Raw genomic sequence first — 20,338 nt, forward strand, 5'->3', positions numbered from 1 at the left:
CTCACTCACTTAGCTCGTTATGTAAGATCGGTTATACAAAAATAGTTGAAACATTCAACTTTACGCATAAAAAATTGACGAAAGTTAATATTCTTTCAAATTTTTTTTGTTATATTTGTCCATTATCGCTATCCTTTGCAGACCCTCAATCTCATTGTTGCTCTTATTTACAATTTAGGCAACTTTGTGAGACCTCTGCAAGGATTGCACAAGTCGTTTTTATGGTAAAGCGACGTGTTACGTATACGGAAATTGAAGTTTTTAATAAGGATGGTCTAGTATCCAAACGATACGGCCATTCTTGTTGTGGTTAATTTTCATCCTAACTGATTTTTATCAGACGATTAACAGGTAGTCATACATGTCTAAGCTAGTTTTAGTTTTAAACTGCGGTAGTTCTTCTCTTAAGTTTGCGATTGTTGATGCAGAAACTGGTGCTGAGCACCTAACAGGTCTTGCTGAATGTCTAGGTCTTCCAGAAGCTCGCATGAAGTGGAAACTTGATGGTAAGCACGAAGCTCAACTAGGCGCAGGCGCTGCACACGAAGAAGCACTATCTTTCATGGTAGAAACTATTCTTGCTTCTAAGCCAGAGCTTAAAGCTAACCTAGGCGCGATCGGTCACCGTATCGTACACGGTGGCGAGCAGTTCACTCAATCAGCACTTATTTGTGATCAAGTTCTTAAGGGCATCCAAGACGCTGCAACTTTCGCACCTCTTCACAACCCTGCTCACCTAATCGGTATCGAAGCTGCTAAACACAACTTCCCTGAGCTACAAAACGTTGCTGTATTCGACACTGCGTTCCACCAAACTATGCCTGAAGAGTCGTTCCTATACGCTCTTCCATACAACCTATACAAAGAGCACGGCATCCGTCGTTACGGCATGCACGGTACTTCACACCTATTCATCACTCGTGAAGTTGCTGGCCTACTAAACAAGCCAGTTGAAGAAGTTAACATCATCAACTGTCACCTAGGCAACGGCGCATCTGTATGTGCAATCAAGAACGGTCAATCTGTAGATACTTCTATGGGTCTTACTCCTCTTGAAGGTCTAGTAATGGGTACTCGTTGTGGCGATATCGATCCTGCGATCATCTTCCACCTACACGACGCACTAGGTTACTCTGTTGAGCAAATCAACAACATGCTAACTAAAGAGTCTGGCCTACAAGGTCTAACTGAAGTGACTTCTGACTGTCGTTTCGTTGAAGACAACTACGGTGAGAAAGAAGAAGCAACTCGTGCAATGGACGTGTTCTGTCACCGTCTAGCTAAGTACGTAGCTGGTTACACTGCTTCTCTAGAAGGTCGTCTAGACGCAATCACTTTCACTGGCGGCATCGGCGAAAACTCTGGCCCAATCCGTGAAATGGTTCTTAACCGTCTAGCTATCTTCGGTATCGAAGTAGACAGCGAAGCAAACCTTAAAGCACGTTTCGGTGGTGAAGGTACTATCACTACTGCAAACAGCCGCATCCCAGCAATGGTTATCTCTACTAACGAAGAGCTAGTTATCGCTGAAGACACTGCACGTCTAGCAGGTCTGTAATTGACTCAACTGGCTAGCCTTCGGGCTGGCCAGTTTTTTCTATAAATAGAAATTTAGGGGCTCAACTCCTATTCCATGAACAATCATGGAATACGTAATTGAGCTTTTAATCCAATAATGTAAGGTAATTAGTCGATGTCTCGTACTATTATGCTTATCCCTACTAGCGCTGGTGTTGGTCTTACTAGCGTAAGTATGGGTGTTCTTCGCGCAATGGAGCGCAAGGGCGTTAAAGTTTCTTTCTACAAACCAATCGCACAACCACGTAGTGGCGGCGATCAACCTGATCTAACTTCGACTATCGTTGGTGTTAACAGCGATATGCAGATCGGTACTCCAATGCAAATGTCTGTTGCTGAAAGCCTAATCGGTAACGACAACATGGACGAGCTGCTAGAAACGATCGTAGAACGTTACAACCAAATCAACAAAGATGCAGACGTAACGCTAATCGAAGGCCTAGTACCAACTCGTAAGCACCCATTCGCTAACCAAGTGAACGCTGAAATTGCAGCAACACTTGGCGCTGAAATCGTATTGGTTGCGACTCCTGGTCTTGATAATCCAGCTCAACTTAAAGAGCGTATCGAAGTAGCATGTTCTAACTTCGGCGGTACTAAGAACAAAAACATCTCTGGTGTTATCATCAACAAGCTAAACGCTCCTGTTGATGAAGCTGGCCGTACTCGTCCAGATCTATCTGAAATGTTTGACGATGCTGATGGCGCACAAACTAACGAAATGAAAGTGATGGAAATCTTCAACACTTCTCCAATTCGTGTACTTGGCTGTGTGCCTTGGTCTATCGATCTAATCGCAACTCGCGCGATCGACATGGCTTCGCACCTAAACGCTGACATCATCAACGCTGGCGATATCGCGACTCGTCGCATTAAGAGCATCACATTCTGTGCACGCTCTCTGCCAAACATGATTGAGCACTTCAAACCAGGTTCTCTACTTGTTACTTCTGCAGATCGTCCAGACGTAATCGTTGCTGCTTCTCTAGCTGCAATGAATGGCGTTGAAATCGGTGCAATCCTGTTGACTGGCGGTTATGACATCCCAGTTGAGATTGCTGACCTATGTAAGCCTGCTCTGGATACTGGTCTTCCAATCTTCAAAGCACAAGGTAACACTTGGCAGACTTCGCTGAATCTACAAAGCTTCAGCATCGAAGTACCAGCAGATGATAAAGAGCGTATCGAATTCATTAACGATCACGTTGCAGGTCACATCGACGGCAACTGGATTGAGTCAATGACTGAAGGCACTGAAAAATCTCGCCGCCTAAGCCCACCAGCATTCCGTTACCAGTTAACTGAGTTTGCTCGTCGTGCAGGCAAGCGTATCGTGCTTCCAGAAGGTGACGAACCACGTACAGTGAAAGCGGCAGCAATCTGTGCTGAGCGCGGCATCGCTGAATGTGTACTTCTAGGTAACCCAGAAGAAATCAAACGCGTTGCTGCTCAACAAGGTGTTGAACTAGGTGCTGGCGTAACTATCATCAACTCTGATGAAGTACGTGAAAACTACGTAGCTCGTCTAGTTGAGCTACGTGGCGCGAAAGGCATGACTGAAGTTGTGGCTCGTGAGAAACTTCAAGATTCTGTATTCCTAGGCACTATGATGCTTGAAGCAGGTGAAGTTGATGGTCTAGTTTCTGGTGCGGTTCATACCACAGCAAACACTATCGTTCCTCCGTTCCAAATCATCAAGACTGCACCAAATGCGTCTATCGTATCTTCTGTGTTCTTCATGCTACTGCCTGACCAAGTATTGGTTTACGGTGACTGTGCGATCAACCCAGATCCTACTGCTGAACAGCTTGCTGAAATCGCTATCCAATCTGCTGACTCTGCAGCGGCATTCGGTATCGAACCACGCGTAGCAATGATCTCTTACTCTACTGGTGAATCTGGTAAGGGTGCAGACGTTGATAAAGTACGTGAAGCAACTAAACTAGCTCAAGAGAAACGTCCTGATCTTATCATCGACGGTCCTCTACAGTACGATGCTGCTATCATGGAAAACGTTGCTGCTTCTAAAGCTCCAAACTCTCCAGTAGCAGGTAAAGCGACTGTATTCGTATTCCCAGACCTAAACACTGGTAACACGACTTACAAAGCAGTACAACGTTCAGCTGACCTAGTTTCTATCGGTCCAATGCTTCAAGGTATGCGCAAGCCAGTAAATGACTTGTCTCGTGGCGCTCTAGTAGACGATATCGTGTACACAGTAGCACTAACGGCTATCCAAGCTGACCAAGCTGACCAAGCTGACCAAGCGAAATAATTATTACTGATTCATTACTGAATTGAGTAAATAAAAAGCCTCCAAAAATTTGGAGGCTTTTTTTATGTTTCATTTTCAATGTACTCTCGCAGTAAAATCTAGATAGGTATATCTGCCTGATCTCGAGATGAGAATGCTGATTTGGCTTTGATGATCAACAAGTTAGACACCTCATAGACTCAATACCTAATAGACTCAACACCCTAGTTTTCGATGTCCAGCTAGACACCATCCTTAGATTCAAAACAATGGTGCTAAGAGGGTTAAGTTATCCCTGTTTAAGGTTAATCTTGCTTAAACCAATGCAGCTTTTCATGTAGTTGAGTCACATTCCCCACCACAATCAAAGCTGGGCTTTGTGCTTGCAATGCCATGGTCGGTAACTCGCTCAACTTGCCGCGAAAGACTCGCTGCTCTTTACGGGTTCCGTTTTCAATAATTGCACATGCAATATCAGCATCAAGACCATGGGCGGTAAGCTGACGTGTAATATGGGAGCTTTGCTTCAATCCCATATAAAAAACTAAAGTGTTGTTGGACTGGGCTAGTGACGACCATTCTATCTCTCGACCATCTTTTTGAACGTGGCCAGTAATAAACTGCACACTTTGCGCGTAATCACGATGCGTAAGTGGAATCCCAGCGTACGCCGTTGCCCCCGCAGCAGCAGTAATACCTGGTACCACCTCATAAGCAATACTTCTTTCCGCTAAGGTTTCCAACTCTTCTCCCCCACGACCAAAAATAAACGAATCCCCTCCTTTTAAGCGAACAACTCGTTTACCCTCTAATGCTTTCTCAACCAAAATCTGATTGATTTGATCTTGTGGGACGCAGTGAAAATCTAACTTTTTACCGACATAAATCATCTCAGCATTTGGGTTGGCTAACGCCAGAATATCTTCAGAGACTAAGCGATCGTAAACCACCACTTCTGCTTGTTGGATGACTCGGTAACCTTTTACCGTTAATAAATCAGGATCACCTGGACCTGCACCAACAAGTGAAACAAAGCCTTGGTTTGGAATGCATTTATGATTAGTCGTCATCGCGATGCCTATCAATTAAATTGGGGTATAGAATAAAGCCCCACGGAAACTGTGGGGCTTAAATGGCAATTAGTTCGAGCTCAGTACTGGTTCAGCGTTAGTCAACGTATCGTTATCTACGTTTAGTGATGGTGCTGTTTTTGCGTGAGTTAAGTAAAGAGGAACACAGGTAAATAGCAATCCACCAACAAGGTTGCCCAAAATGGTCGGGATAAGGTTGTAGTTCAACCATGTCGCGATTCCAAAATCCGCCCCCAGCATCATACCTAATGGGAATAAGAACATGTTCACAACTGCGTGTTCAAAAACCAACGCAAAGAAGATAAAAATAGGCAGCCACATTGCAGCAATTTTGCCAGCAACAGTGCGTGCTGTCATATTACCGATAACACCTAAGCACACCATCAGATTACATAAAATGCCTTTGACAAAGACCGTTATCCAGCCGTTCATACCATGTTCTGCATAACCAACTGTACGAGAAGTCGCCACGGCAATGAATTTTTGACCAACAGCACCCGCTTCAACGCTAAAATTCATGGTAAACGTAAGGGCGATTAGAAATGCTACTAATAAAGAACCAATCAAGTTACCTAAACCAACATAACCCCAACAACGCAGCACGCGTCCCCATGTGATTCCTTTACGCTGTTCAAACTTAGCGAGTGGTGCTAAACCAAATACGCCAGTCACAAGGTCATAACCCATCAGGCTTAAAATACAAAAGCCCACTGGGAACACAAGCGCCCCAACGATACCAATACCCGTTTGGGTGATGGTGGTAATCGCAACAACAACCGCTAACGATAAAATAATGCCCGCCATAGTGCCACGCAATATCAAATCACGAGTCGACGTTCGTACTTTTGCTTCGCCAGTGTCAATCATAGTCTGAACAAATTCAGCCGGTTTTAAGTAAGACATCATGTCTCTCCGAAAAGTTAAAAATAGAAATTGAATAGCGAAAGACTTCCAAATCCAGACGCCCCATCATCAATGAATCTTGCTGGGTTGGTGAACAAGAAATCTTTACCTATTCAATCTAGCTATGCCCCTCCCCTCAAAGAGGAGAGGCATAGCAGTAGTAAGGTCAATAGTTTGTTAAACTATTAATTTGCTAACTCTACTTGGCTATTTTTAACTCGCACCGGATAGGCTTTTACGCTAAAACGCTCATCTTCCATGCACTGACCTGTTTGGAGATTAAAACGCTGTTTTTTCAGCGGGCTTGCCACCCAAAGTTCGCCTTGATGTTGGCAAATCAAGCCACGAGATAGGACGTTTGAACGGGCAAACGGATCGTGGTTACTGATCGCGAAAACTTCTTCGGCTTCTGTAGGTCGAAACAGAGCAACTTGCTCACCATTAAATAGTGCGCAGACGCCAGTTCCAGGGATGATATCGGCGATGTCACACACAGGTTGAAATGTAGTTTTTCCATTAGCCATGTTTATTTCTCCAATACGACATGAACAATGTCGCCTTTCGCAGTCGGGTGTTTTTCGGTGTAAGTGGCAGGACGGTGCTGTTCACGCGCTGGAGCAAATACAACGTTGTCATCACGAAGATCTGAGTTAACAAAGTGAGCAAAACGCTTTAACTGAGCCTCATCGTTAATGGTATTGCTCCATTCACAACTGAAGTTACCCACTAAAGAATCAATATCGGCCTCTAATTGCTGGTTAATACCTAACTTATCTTCAACAATGACTTCACGTAGGTAATCAACACCACCCTCAAGGTTATCCATCCATATTGATGTACGTTGCAGTGGTGCTGCGGTGCGAATGTAGAACATCATGAAGCGGTCGATGTACTTGATGAGAGTTTCTTGGTCCAAATCCGTCGCCAATAGATCGGCGTGACGAGGCTTCATCCCGCCATTACCGCACACGTACATGTTCCAGCCTGCATCAGTTGCGATAATACCCAAGTCTTTACCCTGCGCTTCAGCACACTCACGTGTACAACCCGACACACCGAACTTCATCTTATGAGGAGTACGAATGCCCTTGTAACGGTTTTCAATTAACACACCTAAGCCAACAGAATCTTGAACGCCGTAACGACACCAAGTGGAACCCACGCAAGTCTTCGCCATACGAAGTGCTTTCGCGTAGGCTTGTCCAGTTTCATACCCAGCGGCAATCAACTTTTTCCAAATCGCCGGAAGGTCATCTTTTTGCGCACCAAACAAACCAATACGCTGAGCGCCGGTAATTTTGGTGTATAGGTTATATTCCGCAGCAACCTCTGCCAGTACGCCAAGTGCTTTGGGTGTGACTTCACCACCCGCCATACGTGGAATCACCGAGTAAGTACCATCTTTTTGGATATTACCTAGGAAGTTGTCGTTGGTGTCATGTAACTTAACCAATTGCGGTTTAAGGATGTGCTCACCCCAGCAGGACGCGAGGATTGAACCAATTAATGGCTTACACACTTCACAGCCATATCCTTGCCCATATTTATCTAATAGTGCATCAAATGTTTTAATTTCTTCGATGCGAATTAGGTGGAACAGCTCTTGGCGAGAGTAGGCAAAGTGCTCACAAACATCGCTTTTTACTTCAATACCTGATTTCGCAAGTTCWGCATTTAAAACCGAAGTAACAAGAGGGATACAACCACCACAACCTGTACCAGCGCCAGTGACCGCTTTAATGTCAGCGAGAGTATGATGCCCCTCTGCGACCGCTGCAGCGATCTTGCCTTTGGTCACATCAAAACATGAACAAATCACTGCGCTCTCTGGCAATGAATCCGCACCCAATGTTGGTTTCTCTGCTCCCGCGTGAGCCGGTAATATTAGGGTGTCTGGATGTTTTGGTAACTCAATCGCATTGAGTTTCAGTTGCAATAAGTCACCGTAGTCTGACGTATCTCCGACCATAACCGCACCTAACAAGGTCTTTCCGTCTTCAGATACGATGATACGTTTGTATACTTCTTGTTCTTCATTTTGGTATACGTAACTTTTGCACCCAGGAGTGCGACCATTTGCGTCACCAATTGAGCCTACTTTTACCCCAAGCAGTTTCAACTTGGCACTCATATCAGCGCCTTCGAATTGGCTTTCATTGCCCAGTAAATGATCGACAGCTACCGTCGCCATTTTGTAACCTGGTGCTACAAGCCCATAAAAAGTACGATTCCAAGAAGCACACTCACCAATAGCGTATACATTCTCGTCAGTCGTCTGGCAGTGGTTGTTGATTTCAATACCACCACGTGGGGCGATACCTAACCCCATTTGACGCGCAAGCTTGTCTTGCGGACGAATACCTGCAGAGAAAACAATGAAGTCAGTTTCTAGCTCAGTACCATCAGCAAAACGCATCACATTACGAGCATCTTTACCCTCAGGCACGATCTCAAGCGTATTTTTACTGGTATGTACTTGAACGCCCATACGCTCAATCTTCTGGCGAAGTTGATCACCACCCGCTTGGTCAAGTTGTTCAGCCATCAACTTTGGTGCGAACTCAACAACATGGGTTTGTACGCCAAGTGCTTTCAATGCACCTGCCGCTTCTAAACCAAGTAATCCGCCACCGATCACCACACCACTTTTGCTGTTCTTTGCTGTAGCTTCAATGGCTTTTAAATCTTCAATGGTGCGGTATACAAAGCAATCTTTGCTTTCATTACCTTTAATCGGTGGAACAAAAGGAAATGAACCTGTAGCAAGAACGAGTTTATCGTAATGAATTTCACGGCCTGTACTTGAGTAAACATTCTGCTTTTCGCGATTGATACTAATAGCACGTTCACCAATCAGAACATTAATACCATGTTTCTCATAAAAGCCTTCTTTAACTAATGAAAGCTCTTCTGCCGTATGATGGGAAAAGTAAGAGGACAGATGAACACGGTCGTATGCGACGCGTGGTTCTTCACAAAAAACCGTGATCTCCATGGTTGATACATCACTCTTCTCGACAAGATCTTCGAGATAACGATGCCCCACCATGCCATTGCCGATAACGACCAGCTTCAACTTGCTCATAGTACTTCCTAAGGGTTAGGTTCTCTTCTATGAGCATTGTCATTTATGAAATAAAATTAAAAGATGATGTAAATCAATTACGAAATAATACTACCCTAAAGTGGTAGACGGTGAGTTAGTTAACTATAAACAAGGAGCAGCGTGTAATTTACACACAAAATAGGCATTTCAAACCAGTTTCAAGTTAATATTTATTAATAACCTTTCATATCAGAATTCAAAAAATTAGCAGATTAAATGCTCTATTGCGCAGAATGAAAGATTAATAAAGAACTATAAATAAAATCCCGCCAGCAGCAACACAGCCCAGCATTACTGGCCCAACTTTATAACTAAGTTGTTTGTCCCCGATACTTAAAACCATTCCCATTTTAACTATCGTGTTCATAGAAGCGGCGATAAAAATACCTAGTGCCGCCGTAGTAACACTAAGCCCTTGAGTGCTTTGTCGTCCTAACGCTAATGAAATTGCATCCACGTCGGTAATACCAGATAAGGCAGACAAGAGCAGTATTCCTGTACTACCAAACCAATCAGATAAAGCATGAGATGCCAACATAATTAACGCCAAGATGCCGCCAAAAAATAATGCGGACTTAAGTGCCAATGGGTTATTTTGTTTATTCGGTTTATCGACAAATTCAACATGGCTCTGCCGCCAAATCCACCAAGCAGGAATGTAGAGCACCAACATCATGATCAAAACGATGGGCCACAAGAGAAGCACTAAGTTTGAATTCAATACTGACAACACAATCAGCAACCTAGGGAACATAGTCCCACAGCTAAGGAGTATCCCACTAGCGAGTAAAGGACTCATGCTCGGGTGCTCGCGGGAAAGATGAGAAAACTGGAGCGTTAAAGCGGTCGAAGAGCTCAGGCCAGCAAAAACAGAGGTGAATAAAATCCCCCGCTTAGCGCCACCAATCTTGATAGCAAAATAACCCACAAATGAAATGCTGGCGATCAGAACTACCATCCACCAGATTTCATATGGATTTAATGCTTGCCAAGGTCCATAAGCTTGATTGGGTAATAATGGTAATAAAACAATGGAAATAAGCAAAAGCCGCAATGCTGCATCGAGTTCATACTCTTGCAATTTTTGTAATGCGTGGTGAAGTTCTTTTTTGTTATCCAAAACAAGGGCTGTAATGACAGCAGCAGATGCGGCAAGCACAGCCTCACCAGTAACAGCAAGACATCCCAGCACATAAGTGACGATTAAACTGACCACACCAGTAATGCTGATATCTTCACTTTGTTTTTGTTGAATAACAAATGCAATGCACGCCAAAACGACCAGTGCAATTAAAGCAAATCCAATCAGTAACGGAGAATAGTGTTTAGCAAGAACACCGACTAAACCACCCAGTAGGCCAACTAAAGAAAAGGTGCGGATACCAGCCACCCGACTGCCGTCAGCGTTGTGACGCATTACCCAGCCGCGCTGTGTTCCAACGATCGCACCGAGTAACAAAGCGACCAAAAGATTCCAAATAGTGTGTTGTTCAACAATGAATGTATTGAGCTCCATATACACCTCACATCCGCAGCATATCAACCCTCTAATTTGTCTACTCTAGTGCCTATTTTTAGGTCATCTAGAGGTACATTCCGCGATAAGCAAATTGCTTCAATAACAGTGTATGCCAATAGCAAAAAGGAACTGTGAAACAGTTAATACATTCCGACGATAAGTCCGCAATTATCGTTCGTTTGCATAAAAAAAGCCCCGATATAATCAGGGCTTAGATTCACATCTGTTTCTTTGGTATTACATACCGGCGCTCAAATGCATTCCGAAAAATACACCACGTCCAATTAATTCTGACGCTAGAATCAGAACAAATGCGATAGCCATTGGAGCTACCGTCGGCGCTTTCTTCACAAACACAGGAACTAACCAAATCACGACGCCTAACGAAAGAATCGCTAAACGGGTAAATTGAAGCGTAGCCAAATCTGGTACTATCGCCAAAGCTGATGTCACGCTCGTTTGAATACCACCTAAATGAACCGATAGCATACTAGTAGAGATCGCAACACCAAACGCAGCAAATAAACCTAATAGCGGAAGAACTGTATTCACTGGCGTCACTTCGTGCTGAGCGATAGTCAGTAGTAAGTGAGCCAACGCCACCCCACTCACCACCATAGTTAGCAGGAAAGCGGCTGGCGTTAGGCCGGTATACCAAGTCGGTACCGTATCAATCATGTACACCATAATCATGGAATACATAAAGAATGAGCCTGCTGCCATCGCACCAAGCATCAAACTCTTACGGACACCTTCCGCACCTTTACGGACGATAGACAATAACCAGAACAAACCACCGAGGGCAAAGAACATTGAACCACCAGCAATTTCATTCGATAGCCATGAACTTCCTACCATATTAAGAGCATTCATAGCTCGAAATGGGCTGCCTAAGTGCATCACTGACGATAGAAAACCAACGCCCATTACGACCCACAAACCAAACATTGCTTTATGCAAACGCTGTTCTGTTCTTGATGGGAATTGCTTTGCCAACAACAGCACACTGAGCACCAAAAACGCACCCACTGAAGTCTGAGCCAAGACTGTAAAAACAATCAGCGGCCATTCATGCCATGCCATATTAAACCTCCTTAGGGTTTGCCAAATGACCTGTGGTGTCTCCACAAGGACGTGCATGGCGGTTAGGTTTGATTACAATATTTGGTTGCGTTAGAGAAGCAGGCGGTAACGGCGCAACTTCCGCGACATCACCATACTTCGCACGCAGTTCATCAATAGGGCCAAATTCCAATGCTCGCAGTGGACAAGATTCAACACAAACGGGTTGTTTACCCTCAGCAACTCGCTCAAAACAACCATCACACTTGGTCATATGACCTTTTTCTGCATTGTATTGTGGCGCACCGTAAGGGCAAGCCATCGAGCAGTACTGACAACCGATACACTTATCGGTATCAACCACAACAAAGCCATCTTCTTCACGCTTATGCATCGCACCACTTGGACACACTTTGGTACAAGCAGGAGAAGTACAGTGGTTACAAGCCATCGATACATAGTATGAGAAAACATCCTGGCGCCACGTGTCACCATCGTTTACCCAGTTGCCACCGGCGTATTCATAAACACGGCGATAGTTAGAGCCGACATCCAGATCTTTTTCATCTTTACAAGAAAGTTGGCACGTTTTACAACCGGTGCACTTACTAGAATCAATATAAAAACCGTATTGTTTCATGGGTTAACCTTTATGCCTTCTTCACAAGTTGCACATCAACTAAGTTGGTGTGCTGTGGGTTGCCTTTTGCCAATGGACTTGGACGCTGTGATGTCAAAACGTTGATACAGCCACCTTTGTCGACTTTATTTTTGTCAGGTGCGTACCAAGCGCCTTCACCTAAAGCAACCACACCAGGAATGATGCGTGGTGTTACTTTGGCTGGAATATGCACTTCACCACGGTCATTGAAGATACGAATCAAGTCGCCGTTATTGATTCCTCGCTCGTTCGCATCCACTGGGTTAATCCACATTTCTTGTGGTGCCGCTTCTTTCAATACTGCCACACTGCCATAAGTCGAGTGTGTACGCGCTTTGTAGTGGAAACCGGTCAATTGCAATGGGAATTTCTCACGCACTGGTGAGTCCCATCCCTCAAACTCAGAGGCTTGAATTGGAAGAGGATGTATGACGTCTCCCTCAGGCAATTCCCATGTAGCCGCCAATTCCGCCAGTCGCTCTGAATAAATTTCAATCTTGCCAGATGGCGTACCTAGAGGACTCTCTTCTGGGTTTTGACGGAAAGTATCGTAAGCAACAAAGGTATCTTTCGGCGCTTTTTGTCGGAAAATGCCCATTTCACGCATTTCGTCATAACTTGGTAATGATGGATTCATCTTCAAGCTTTCGGCATATAAGTGCTTCAACCAACCTTCTTGATCGCGGCCTTCGGTAAACTCTTGACCAACACCCATGCGTTTTGAAATATCTGCACACATCTCATAAACGCCACGGCATTCAAACTGTGGCTTGATTGCCTGGCTAGCAAAAATCATAAATGGCATGAAGTCCGCTTCAGATGACATTAAGAAATCAGACTGTTCAGATGTGGTTAAGTCCGGCAATAAAATATCCGCGTATTTAGCCGATGCGGTCATGTGGTTTTCAATCACCACAATCATTTCGCAATCGTCTTCTTTTTGCAGAATATCGTGTGTACGGTTGATATCAGAGTGTTGGTTTACTAAACAGTTACCGGCATAGTTCCAGATAAACTTAATCGGGACTTCCAACTTATCACGACCACGAATACCATCTTTCAACGCTGTCATATCTGTCGCGCGATAAATCGCTTCTGACCAACCAAAAACCGGAATCGAAGTTTCTACTGGGTTAGAAAATGTTGGGAATGACGCAAAGTTGAAGTAGTACGAACCTGGCATACCACCAGTACCGCCACCCGCGACACCAACGTTACCAGTTAGGATTGATAGCATAGCAACTGAACGCGCCGCAATTTCACCATTAGCATGGCGTTGAATGCCCAAACCTTGGTGAATCGCACAAGGCTTAGTTAACGCAATTTCACGCGCCGTTTGAACAATGATATCAACCGGAATACCTGTGATTTTTGATGCCCATTCAGGTGTTTTCTCGATCCCGTCAGGACCGACACCTAGAATGTACGACTTGTAATCACTTTTCGCTGGTGCGGAAGCAGGTAGCGTTTTCTCATCATAGCCAACGCAATATTTGTCTAGGAATGGTTGATCAACAATCCCCTCACTGATCATCACATGCGCCATACCCGCAACAAATGCAGCGTCGGTACCTGGACGTAGTGGGATCCATAGATCTTCGCGACCACCAGCTGTGTCGGTATAACGAGGGTCGACAATAATAGTACGTGCTTTCGACTGCTCTTTTCCCTCCATGTAGTAGTGAATGATACCACCACCAGACATGTTGGTTTCCGCTGGGTTATGACCAAATTGAACAATCAGTTTACTGTTCTTCATATCCGAGAACGAGTTACCGTAAGCCCAACCGCCACCGTAGGTATAATCAAGACCATGGGTGTATTGAGTCGAAGAGTAAGTACCATAATGGTTAAGGTAACCACCGAGTAAATTCATCATTCGTGCAATTGGTGATGCACCAGGAGGCCATGATTTAGTGACTGTCCCTCCTAAAACACCCGTACCATAGTTAATGTAAACCGCTTCGTTACCGTAATCTTTAAGGATTCGAGTCAAGTTTGCCGCGATTTCATCATAGGCTTCTTCCCATGAAATTCGCTTAAATTTACCCTCACCACGCTTACCGATGCGCTTCATTGGGTATTTCAAGCGATCTGGGTTATAGACGCGTCGACGCATTGAGCGTCCACGAAGGCAAGCACGCACTTGGTGATCACCATAGACGTCTTCACCATAAGTATCCGTTTCTAGTGATTTAATCTCACCATCAACCACACGCATTTTCAGTGGACAACGGCTGCCACAGTTAACGGGGCATGAGCTCCAAACCAATTTTTCTTCAACAGTGGCAGTTGTAGCCGCAGCGACTGGGTTGGACTTAAAAGGTAAAGACATTGTGCCCGCTGTTGCTGCAAGCCCACCAACGGCACCGGAAGATTTCATAAAATCTCTTCTCGTCAGACCGCCAGTCAATAACGTTTTCAATTTATTATTCATATTATGATTACTCAATTGCTTGTTTTCACGAGTCTTTATAAAACTCGCTCACGCGGCTTTTTACCCCTTTAGGGGTAGCACCAACATTGAGACAGGTCAACAAATGACGCAATTGAATATAATTTATTCATAACTTTTAATAATTTGAGATATTAGTCAATAATTTCGAGACATTCGGAAAACGAACAACTATTCCGTAGGATTATTTAGCATGATGATAAATTTATAATTAAAATACTTTATTGATAAAACTCAAAACTTTACTGGCATACTAGCGTTATGCTGCACCAAAAAAGAGCCTACTCTCATAATGCAAAACGATAGCACCGCTTTTCGCCTATTAGGCGCTCTGCTTTACCATGCCCCTACATCACATAACGTAATTCAACTTCTTAACCGTTTGTCACAACAAAATGACGAATTGCTGATTCAACTTGCGCAGCTTGGGCTAGAAACTGAGTCATCACAACTTGAAAATGATTTCTTTCAGTTACTGCAAGGAAATGGTGATATGCCTTGTCCACCTTGGGGCTCTGCGTATCTCGACCATGAAAATGCACTATTTGGTTCATCCACCATTGAGTACCGCGCATTTCTTACTGAACTCGGCATTGCTTGCGATACCGGTATGCGAGAACCGGAAGATCATATAGGACTGATGTTGATGATGCTGGCGGTATTACTCGAAAAACAAGATCGCATCAATGCCAATCTATTGGTCTCTAGACATCTCATGCCCTTTGCGACGTTCATGTTGGAGATTATGGAAAAGCGTGCCGACACTGATTTTTATAAAGCACTTTCGATTCTGACTCTCGGTTGGCTCAATTTGTATTGTGAAGAAGCTGGTATTTACGCGGAAGCTCGCCGTTGTTACTGGAAAGTTGACTAGGAAAGTGTGAAAAAATGAGCCTGAAGCATGACTCGCTCCGCCATCCCTCACCTCACCATGAAAGCGCCCATAGTGACTTCAATGTCGACACCCAACGACGTGGGTTATTTCGTGCATTAGGTCGCGGGGTTAAAGGCGCGATTGAGGTTGATGACATCACGACTCCAAATGCGATTCGCCCTTTAGGCGCGGTTGAAGAAAGCGTCTTTCAACGTCTATGTAATCAGTGCGGTGACTGTGTCACGTCTTGTCCTCAACAGATACTATTTATGACCCCTACTGGCCCTGAAATGGATCTATCCTTTAACCATTGCACTTTTTGCCTTGAGTGCATCAACCACTGCCAACATCAGGCACTAACCTCCCTTTCTCAAACAGATACCGGCTGGCGTCCTCAGTTTTTAAACAACTGCAATGCCCGCTCCTCAGGCAACTGTGATGAGTGTGCCGACGATTGCCCACAGCAAGCGATTACTATTGCTTCTAAACAGCTTCCTAAACTATCACCACACTGCAATGGGTGTGGTGAATGTGTATCAAGTTGTTATGGCGGCGCTATCGTTATGCGCCAAGCCAATTAGCAAACGAGTTTATTTAGCGACATAAAAAAACCACCGTACTTATCAGCCTAGAACTGAACGGTGGTTTTTATTTAATTTGAACTCAATGAAGCGACGATTAGTTCACTTTTACCCGGAAAAACAACGCGTAAAACAGAGGAATAATCACCAAAGTCAAAATGGTGGCAAACAGCAAGCCAAACATAATCGTTACGGCCATACTCTTGAAGAATGGGTCCACCAACAAAGGAGCCACACCAAGAATCGTCGTCAATGCACCTAATAGCACAGGTCGTGCACGACTCGTTGCTGCATCAATAATGGCATTGTAGGCGGTCTTACCATTCGCAACTTCCACATCCGCTTGATCCACCAATACAATGGCATTTTTAACCATCATGCCAATTAGGCTTAAAAAGCCGAGGATCGCCATGAACTCGAATGGTGTTTGGAAAATAATCAAACCTACAGTGACGCCGATTACGGCCAAAGGCGCTGTCAGCCAAATAACCAATGGCTGGCGCATGGCGTTAAACATAAAAATAACTGACAAAATCATTGCAGCAAAGCCATAAGGTGCAGAGATAACGAGCCCCTCGTTCGCATCTTTTGAGGCTTTGTATTCACCATACCAAGTCAACTGATAACCAGGAGGCAACTCAATCGCATCAATTTTGCTGCGAACATCATTGAACGCGTCGGATGTCATTACACCCGGAGCAGGATCCGCTTGCACCAAGATAGTTGGCATACGGTCGATACGACGCAAAATAGCATCTTGCCACACCACATCAACGGAATCGACCAACTGACTCACCGGAATAAAACCACCCACTTTAGCACTATATACTTCGGTGTTTTCAACCGCACGTTGGTGGTCTCGCTCATTTTTTGGCGAACGAACCACAATTGGGATCAAATCATCCCCCTCACGATAAACACCAACATTTCGTCCAGACAACGTCTGAGCAATCGCTTGGTTAATTTCATAAGTCGTTAAGCCAAAACGCTGTGCTTTCTCTGCCGAATAAATAGGTTGTAGCACGGGTACTTGCTGACGCCAATCATCTTGTACCGCAATTAAATTAGGGTCTGACAACATAATCGCTTTGGCTTGCTCGGCCAGTTGGCGAAGTACTTGGCTGTCTGGCCCTTTGAAACCTGCCTCAATCTTTTTACCACCCCCACGACCCAGCATAAATTTCCACACTTTAATCGATGCATCTGGGTACTTAGTCGCTAACTCGTCTTGTAGTTGAACCAATAACGGGGCAATTTTTTTATAATCATCCACATCAATAAGCAACTGGCCATAACTGGTATTGCGCGCTTCAGGGGAATAAGTCAGCATAAAGCGTAAACCGCCACCACCAATAAAACTGGCAATATTTGTTACGCCCTCTTTTGCGCTCACATCTTGCTCAATGCTTGCAACCATACGTTCAGTACGCGAAATGTCCGACCCTTGAGGTAAGTACACATCCACAACAAACTGCGGCCTTTGAGAATCAGGCATAAAACCAGGCGGCACATAGCGCAAGCCATAAACAGCAACCGCTAGCAAAGCAAACAGCATCGCAAGACTCGCCATTCGATGAGTTAACACCCAAGCAAGAATGCCTTTATACATGGTCATCACACGGCCCGGTTTTACTTCTCCTTGCTGCGCTTTGACTTTCAGAAAATCAAAACAGAGCATTGGAGTCACAGTTACCGCAAATACCCAGCTTAAAAACATCGAGTACAAGATCACCCAAAATAATGACCCTGCATATTCCCCCATGTCTGACGGTGATAAACCAATCGCACTGAACGCACAAATACCAACAACTGTACCGCCTAATAGTGGCCATTTTGTCGCGTTAACCACATCAGAAACAATGGTTTCTTTGTCATCATTGGGCGTCGTTTGTAGACGAACTAGAATTCCATCAGTCACTACGATGGCGTTATCCACCAGCATCCCGAGTGCAATAATCAACGCACCAAGAGATATCCGTTGCATCGCAATATCTTCGATGAGCATGATACATAGCGTACCCGCCACCGTGAGCAGTAAAACGAAGCCGATAATGATGCCGGAGCGTACGCCCATAAACAGCAACAAGACGATAAACACGATCGCTACGGCAGCAATCAAATTATCAATAAAGTTAGTCACTGATGCTCGCACTGAGTCGGACTGCATCGAAATTGTATGCAGCTCCATACCTAAAGGCCGCTGCCCTTCAAGCTCAGCAAGACGCGCTTTCACTGCATCGCCCATATCCACAACGTTACCACCAGTAACATTTGAGATACCGAAACCAACCGCGCGTTGACCGTTATAACGCATCAGCATCGATGCAGGTTCTTGATAACCACGAATGACATTGGCAATGTCACCCAATCGCATCACGGTATTATCTTGTCCCACTCCGACCTGCAAATTTTTCAGGTCATCAAAAGAGCGAATATTTGAACTAGGAATAACTGGAATACGCATCGCATCCGTTTCAACAGCGCCCGCGACAGTGACAATATTTTGCTTTTGTAATACTTGGAACACTTGCTCCATTGATACGCCAAATTTAGCGAGGCGTTCACTCGATATTTCAACAAAAATCGTTTCTTGGCGCTCAGCCAATGTCATGGTTTTTGCTACGCCGGGAACCAAAACTAAGTCACGACGCAGACCATCAACATAATCTTGTAGCTGTTTATCCGTAAACCCCTCGCCCGTTACGGCGAAAAACAATGCGTACACGTCCGAGAAATCATCATTGACAATGGATGTACCAGCACCGGGTGGTAATTGGCGTTGAACATCACTGATTTTTCGTCTCAGCTTGTCCCACACTTGCTGCAATTCTGCTGCACTTCCGGCGAATTCGAGATCAATCTCGACAGTCACTTCCGACATACCCTGTTTTGAAACGGACTTTACTTCTTTGAGTTCTTGCAGCGTTTGCACTGCTCCCTCAATAACATCCGTCACTTCATCTGACACTTCTTGCGCAGTCGCACCAGAATATGGGGTGTTAATGACCGCTTGGCGGATGACAAATTCAGGGTCTTCAAAACGGCCCAATTTGAGGTAGCTGATATAACCACCGATCAATGTAAGGGCAATCAACACCCAAACACTGGTGCGTTTAGCAATCGTATAACGAGCAATATTCATCTATCGTTCCTCGTTCGTGCCATCAACAATCGGGCGAATTTCCATTCCCTCTTTTAAACTCGACACCCCCGCAATGACAATGCGGTCACCAATAGTTAAGTGATCTTTAATGACAACGCGGTCGCGACTTAATGCGCCGACATCAACAAAACGTTTTTCGACTCTGTTTTCTCCATTAACGACCCAAACAAATTGTTGTCCCTGGTTATCAGGTACAACCGCTGTCAGAGGGACAGCAATACGCTGTGTCGATGATGAATCATTTTGAAGCTTGCTCGGAATCACTTTTGCGGTCATTCCCGGCAGGACGCGATAGCCATTAAGATGGTCAAAGCCTAATACCACCGCATAAGTTTGCGTGACAGGATCAGCCTGAGTAGCATAAGTGCGTAAAGTTAAATCAAACATTTGATTTGGAATCGCACTAATTTCAGCAAAAGCAGATGTACTACGTAAGCTCGATAACATCACACTATCTGGAATGTGAATTACAACCTCTAGGTCTTGTAAATCATGCAAGGTGAACACTGGGGCATTAGCTTGAATCTGGACATGATTGTCCACCAATTTTCGCCCAACAATACCATCAAAAGGTGCGATGATTTTGGTGTAGTCGAGTTGACGCTGCGCCTCATCTCGGCGATTTTTCGCTAAGTTATAACGGGTTGTCAGATCGTCTAAATCACTCTTCGAAATCGCCTTACTCTTTTCATAAATAGATTTAGCTCGTTGATATTCCACTTCGGTATTATCAAGCTCTAACTGAGCAGACGCTAAGCTGATTTCTGCATCACGGCTATCTAACGTCGCTAACGTCTGCCCGCGTGCGACGCGATCACCTTCATTGACGAAGATTTCGGTTAAGCGACCACCAATATGAAATGACAGATCTGCGCGTTCTGCAGCGCGAACCACACCATTAAAACTTAGTTGATCTGCTGAGCTACCAGTAATCACTTCCGTCAATGCTGGTTTAACAACAGGAATAGCTTGCGCAGGTTTCGCTTCTGTACCACAGCCGCTTATCAGCGCTGCGGATACGGCCAAACCCAATGCAAGAAAGTGAGTTTTGAAAGGGACTTTTGCTGTTTGAATTTGTTTTGTATTCACGA

The 20,338-nt window shown here is 44.7% G+C and carries 14 protein-coding genes; 4 read left to right on the forward strand and 10 right to left on the reverse strand.

What is annotated here, in order from left to right; genetic code table 11:
• Positions 1–361 precede the first annotated feature (361 nt).
• Together DZ860_RS08840 and pta are read left to right on the forward strand one after the other, a co-directional pair.
• The gene (locus tag DZ860_RS08840; RefSeq protein ID WP_005594698.1) at positions 362–1,558 is read left to right on the forward strand and encodes an acetate kinase; all 1,197 of its coding nucleotides are present in this window, start codon (positions 362–364) and stop codon (positions 1,556–1,558) included.
• Positions 1,559–1,693: 135 nt separating this feature from the next.
• Entirely contained in the window at positions 1,694–3,853 is a 2,160-nt protein-coding gene (gene pta, locus DZ860_RS08845; RefSeq protein ID WP_120030576.1) for a phosphate acetyltransferase, read from the forward strand.
• 284 nt (positions 3,854–4,137) lie between these two features.
• Here pta and cobA read toward each other — a convergent pair whose 3' ends face one another.
• From cobA to DZ860_RS08885, 8 genes are all read right to left on the reverse strand, one after another.
• Entirely contained in the window at positions 4,138–4,902 is a 765-nt protein-coding gene (gene cobA / locus DZ860_RS08850) for a uroporphyrinogen-III C-methyltransferase (RefSeq protein ID WP_120030577.1), read from the reverse strand.
• Between the two features lie 69 nt (positions 4,903–4,971).
• Positions 4,972–5,826, reverse strand: a complete 855-nt coding sequence (locus DZ860_RS08855; RefSeq protein ID WP_120030578.1) for a formate/nitrite transporter family protein — start codon at positions 5,824–5,826, stop codon at positions 4,972–4,974.
• 185 nt (positions 5,827–6,011) lie between these two features.
• Positions 6,012–6,350, reverse strand: a complete 339-nt coding sequence (gene nirD / locus DZ860_RS08860) for a nitrite reductase small subunit NirD (protein WP_120030579.1) — start codon at positions 6,348–6,350, stop codon at positions 6,012–6,014.
• Positions 6,351–6,352: 2 nt separating this feature from the next.
• Positions 6,353–8,911 carry a nitrite reductase large subunit NirB gene (nirB, locus tag DZ860_RS08865; RefSeq protein ID WP_120030580.1) on the reverse strand — a complete coding sequence of 853 codons (2,559 nt, stop codon included), beginning with the start codon at positions 8,909–8,911 and terminating at the stop codon, positions 6,353–6,355.
• A 262-nt stretch (positions 8,912–9,173) separates the two neighbouring features.
• Complete coding sequence (locus tag DZ860_RS08870; protein ID WP_120030581.1) at positions 9,174–10,448, reverse strand: MgtC/SapB family protein; 1,275 nt, start codon at positions 10,446–10,448, stop codon at positions 9,174–9,176.
• 240 nt (positions 10,449–10,688) lie between these two features.
• Positions 10,689–11,534: a DmsC/YnfH family molybdoenzyme membrane anchor subunit gene (locus DZ860_RS08875; RefSeq protein ID WP_120030582.1), complete on the reverse strand. Its 846-nt coding sequence runs from the start codon at positions 11,532–11,534 to the stop codon at positions 10,689–10,691.
• Between the two features lies 1 nt (position 11,535).
• Positions 11,536–12,153, reverse strand: a complete 618-nt coding sequence (locus DZ860_RS08880) for a DMSO/selenate family reductase complex B subunit (RefSeq protein ID WP_120030583.1) — start codon at positions 12,151–12,153, stop codon at positions 11,536–11,538.
• 10 nt (positions 12,154–12,163) lie between these two features.
• On the reverse strand, positions 12,164–14,611 hold the full coding sequence (locus tag DZ860_RS08885; protein WP_120030584.1) for a DmsA/YnfE/YnfF family dimethyl sulfoxide reductase: 2,448 nt from the start codon (positions 14,609–14,611) through the stop codon (positions 12,164–12,166).
• Between the two features lie 310 nt (positions 14,612–14,921).
• Between DZ860_RS08885 and DZ860_RS08890 the strand changes: the two genes are divergently transcribed.
• Positions 14,922–15,503 (forward strand): molecular chaperone TorD family protein, encoded by a 582-nt coding sequence (locus DZ860_RS08890; protein ID WP_120030585.1) that lies wholly within the window; start codon positions 14,922–14,924, stop codon positions 15,501–15,503.
• 14 nt (positions 15,504–15,517) lie between these two features.
• Complete coding sequence (locus DZ860_RS08895; RefSeq protein WP_120030586.1) at positions 15,518–16,084, forward strand: 4Fe-4S dicluster domain-containing protein; 567 nt, start codon at positions 15,518–15,520, stop codon at positions 16,082–16,084.
• 97 nt (positions 16,085–16,181) lie between these two features.
• On the opposite strand, the gene DZ860_RS08900 is transcribed toward DZ860_RS08895, so the two are convergent.
• Together DZ860_RS08900 and DZ860_RS08905 are read right to left on the reverse strand one after the other, a co-directional pair.
• On the reverse strand, positions 16,182–19,226 hold the full coding sequence (locus tag DZ860_RS08900; protein ID WP_120030587.1) for an efflux RND transporter permease subunit: 3,045 nt from the start codon (positions 19,224–19,226) through the stop codon (positions 16,182–16,184).
• Complete coding sequence (locus tag DZ860_RS08905; protein WP_279386832.1) at positions 19,227–20,336, reverse strand: efflux RND transporter periplasmic adaptor subunit; 1,110 nt, start codon at positions 20,334–20,336, stop codon at positions 19,227–19,229.
• Positions 20,337–20,338 lie beyond the last annotated feature (2 nt).

This window comes from Vibrio sinensis, assembly GCF_003605645.1.
GTDB classification, from domain to species: Bacteria; Pseudomonadota; Gammaproteobacteria; order Enterobacterales; family Vibrionaceae; genus Vibrio; species Vibrio sinensis.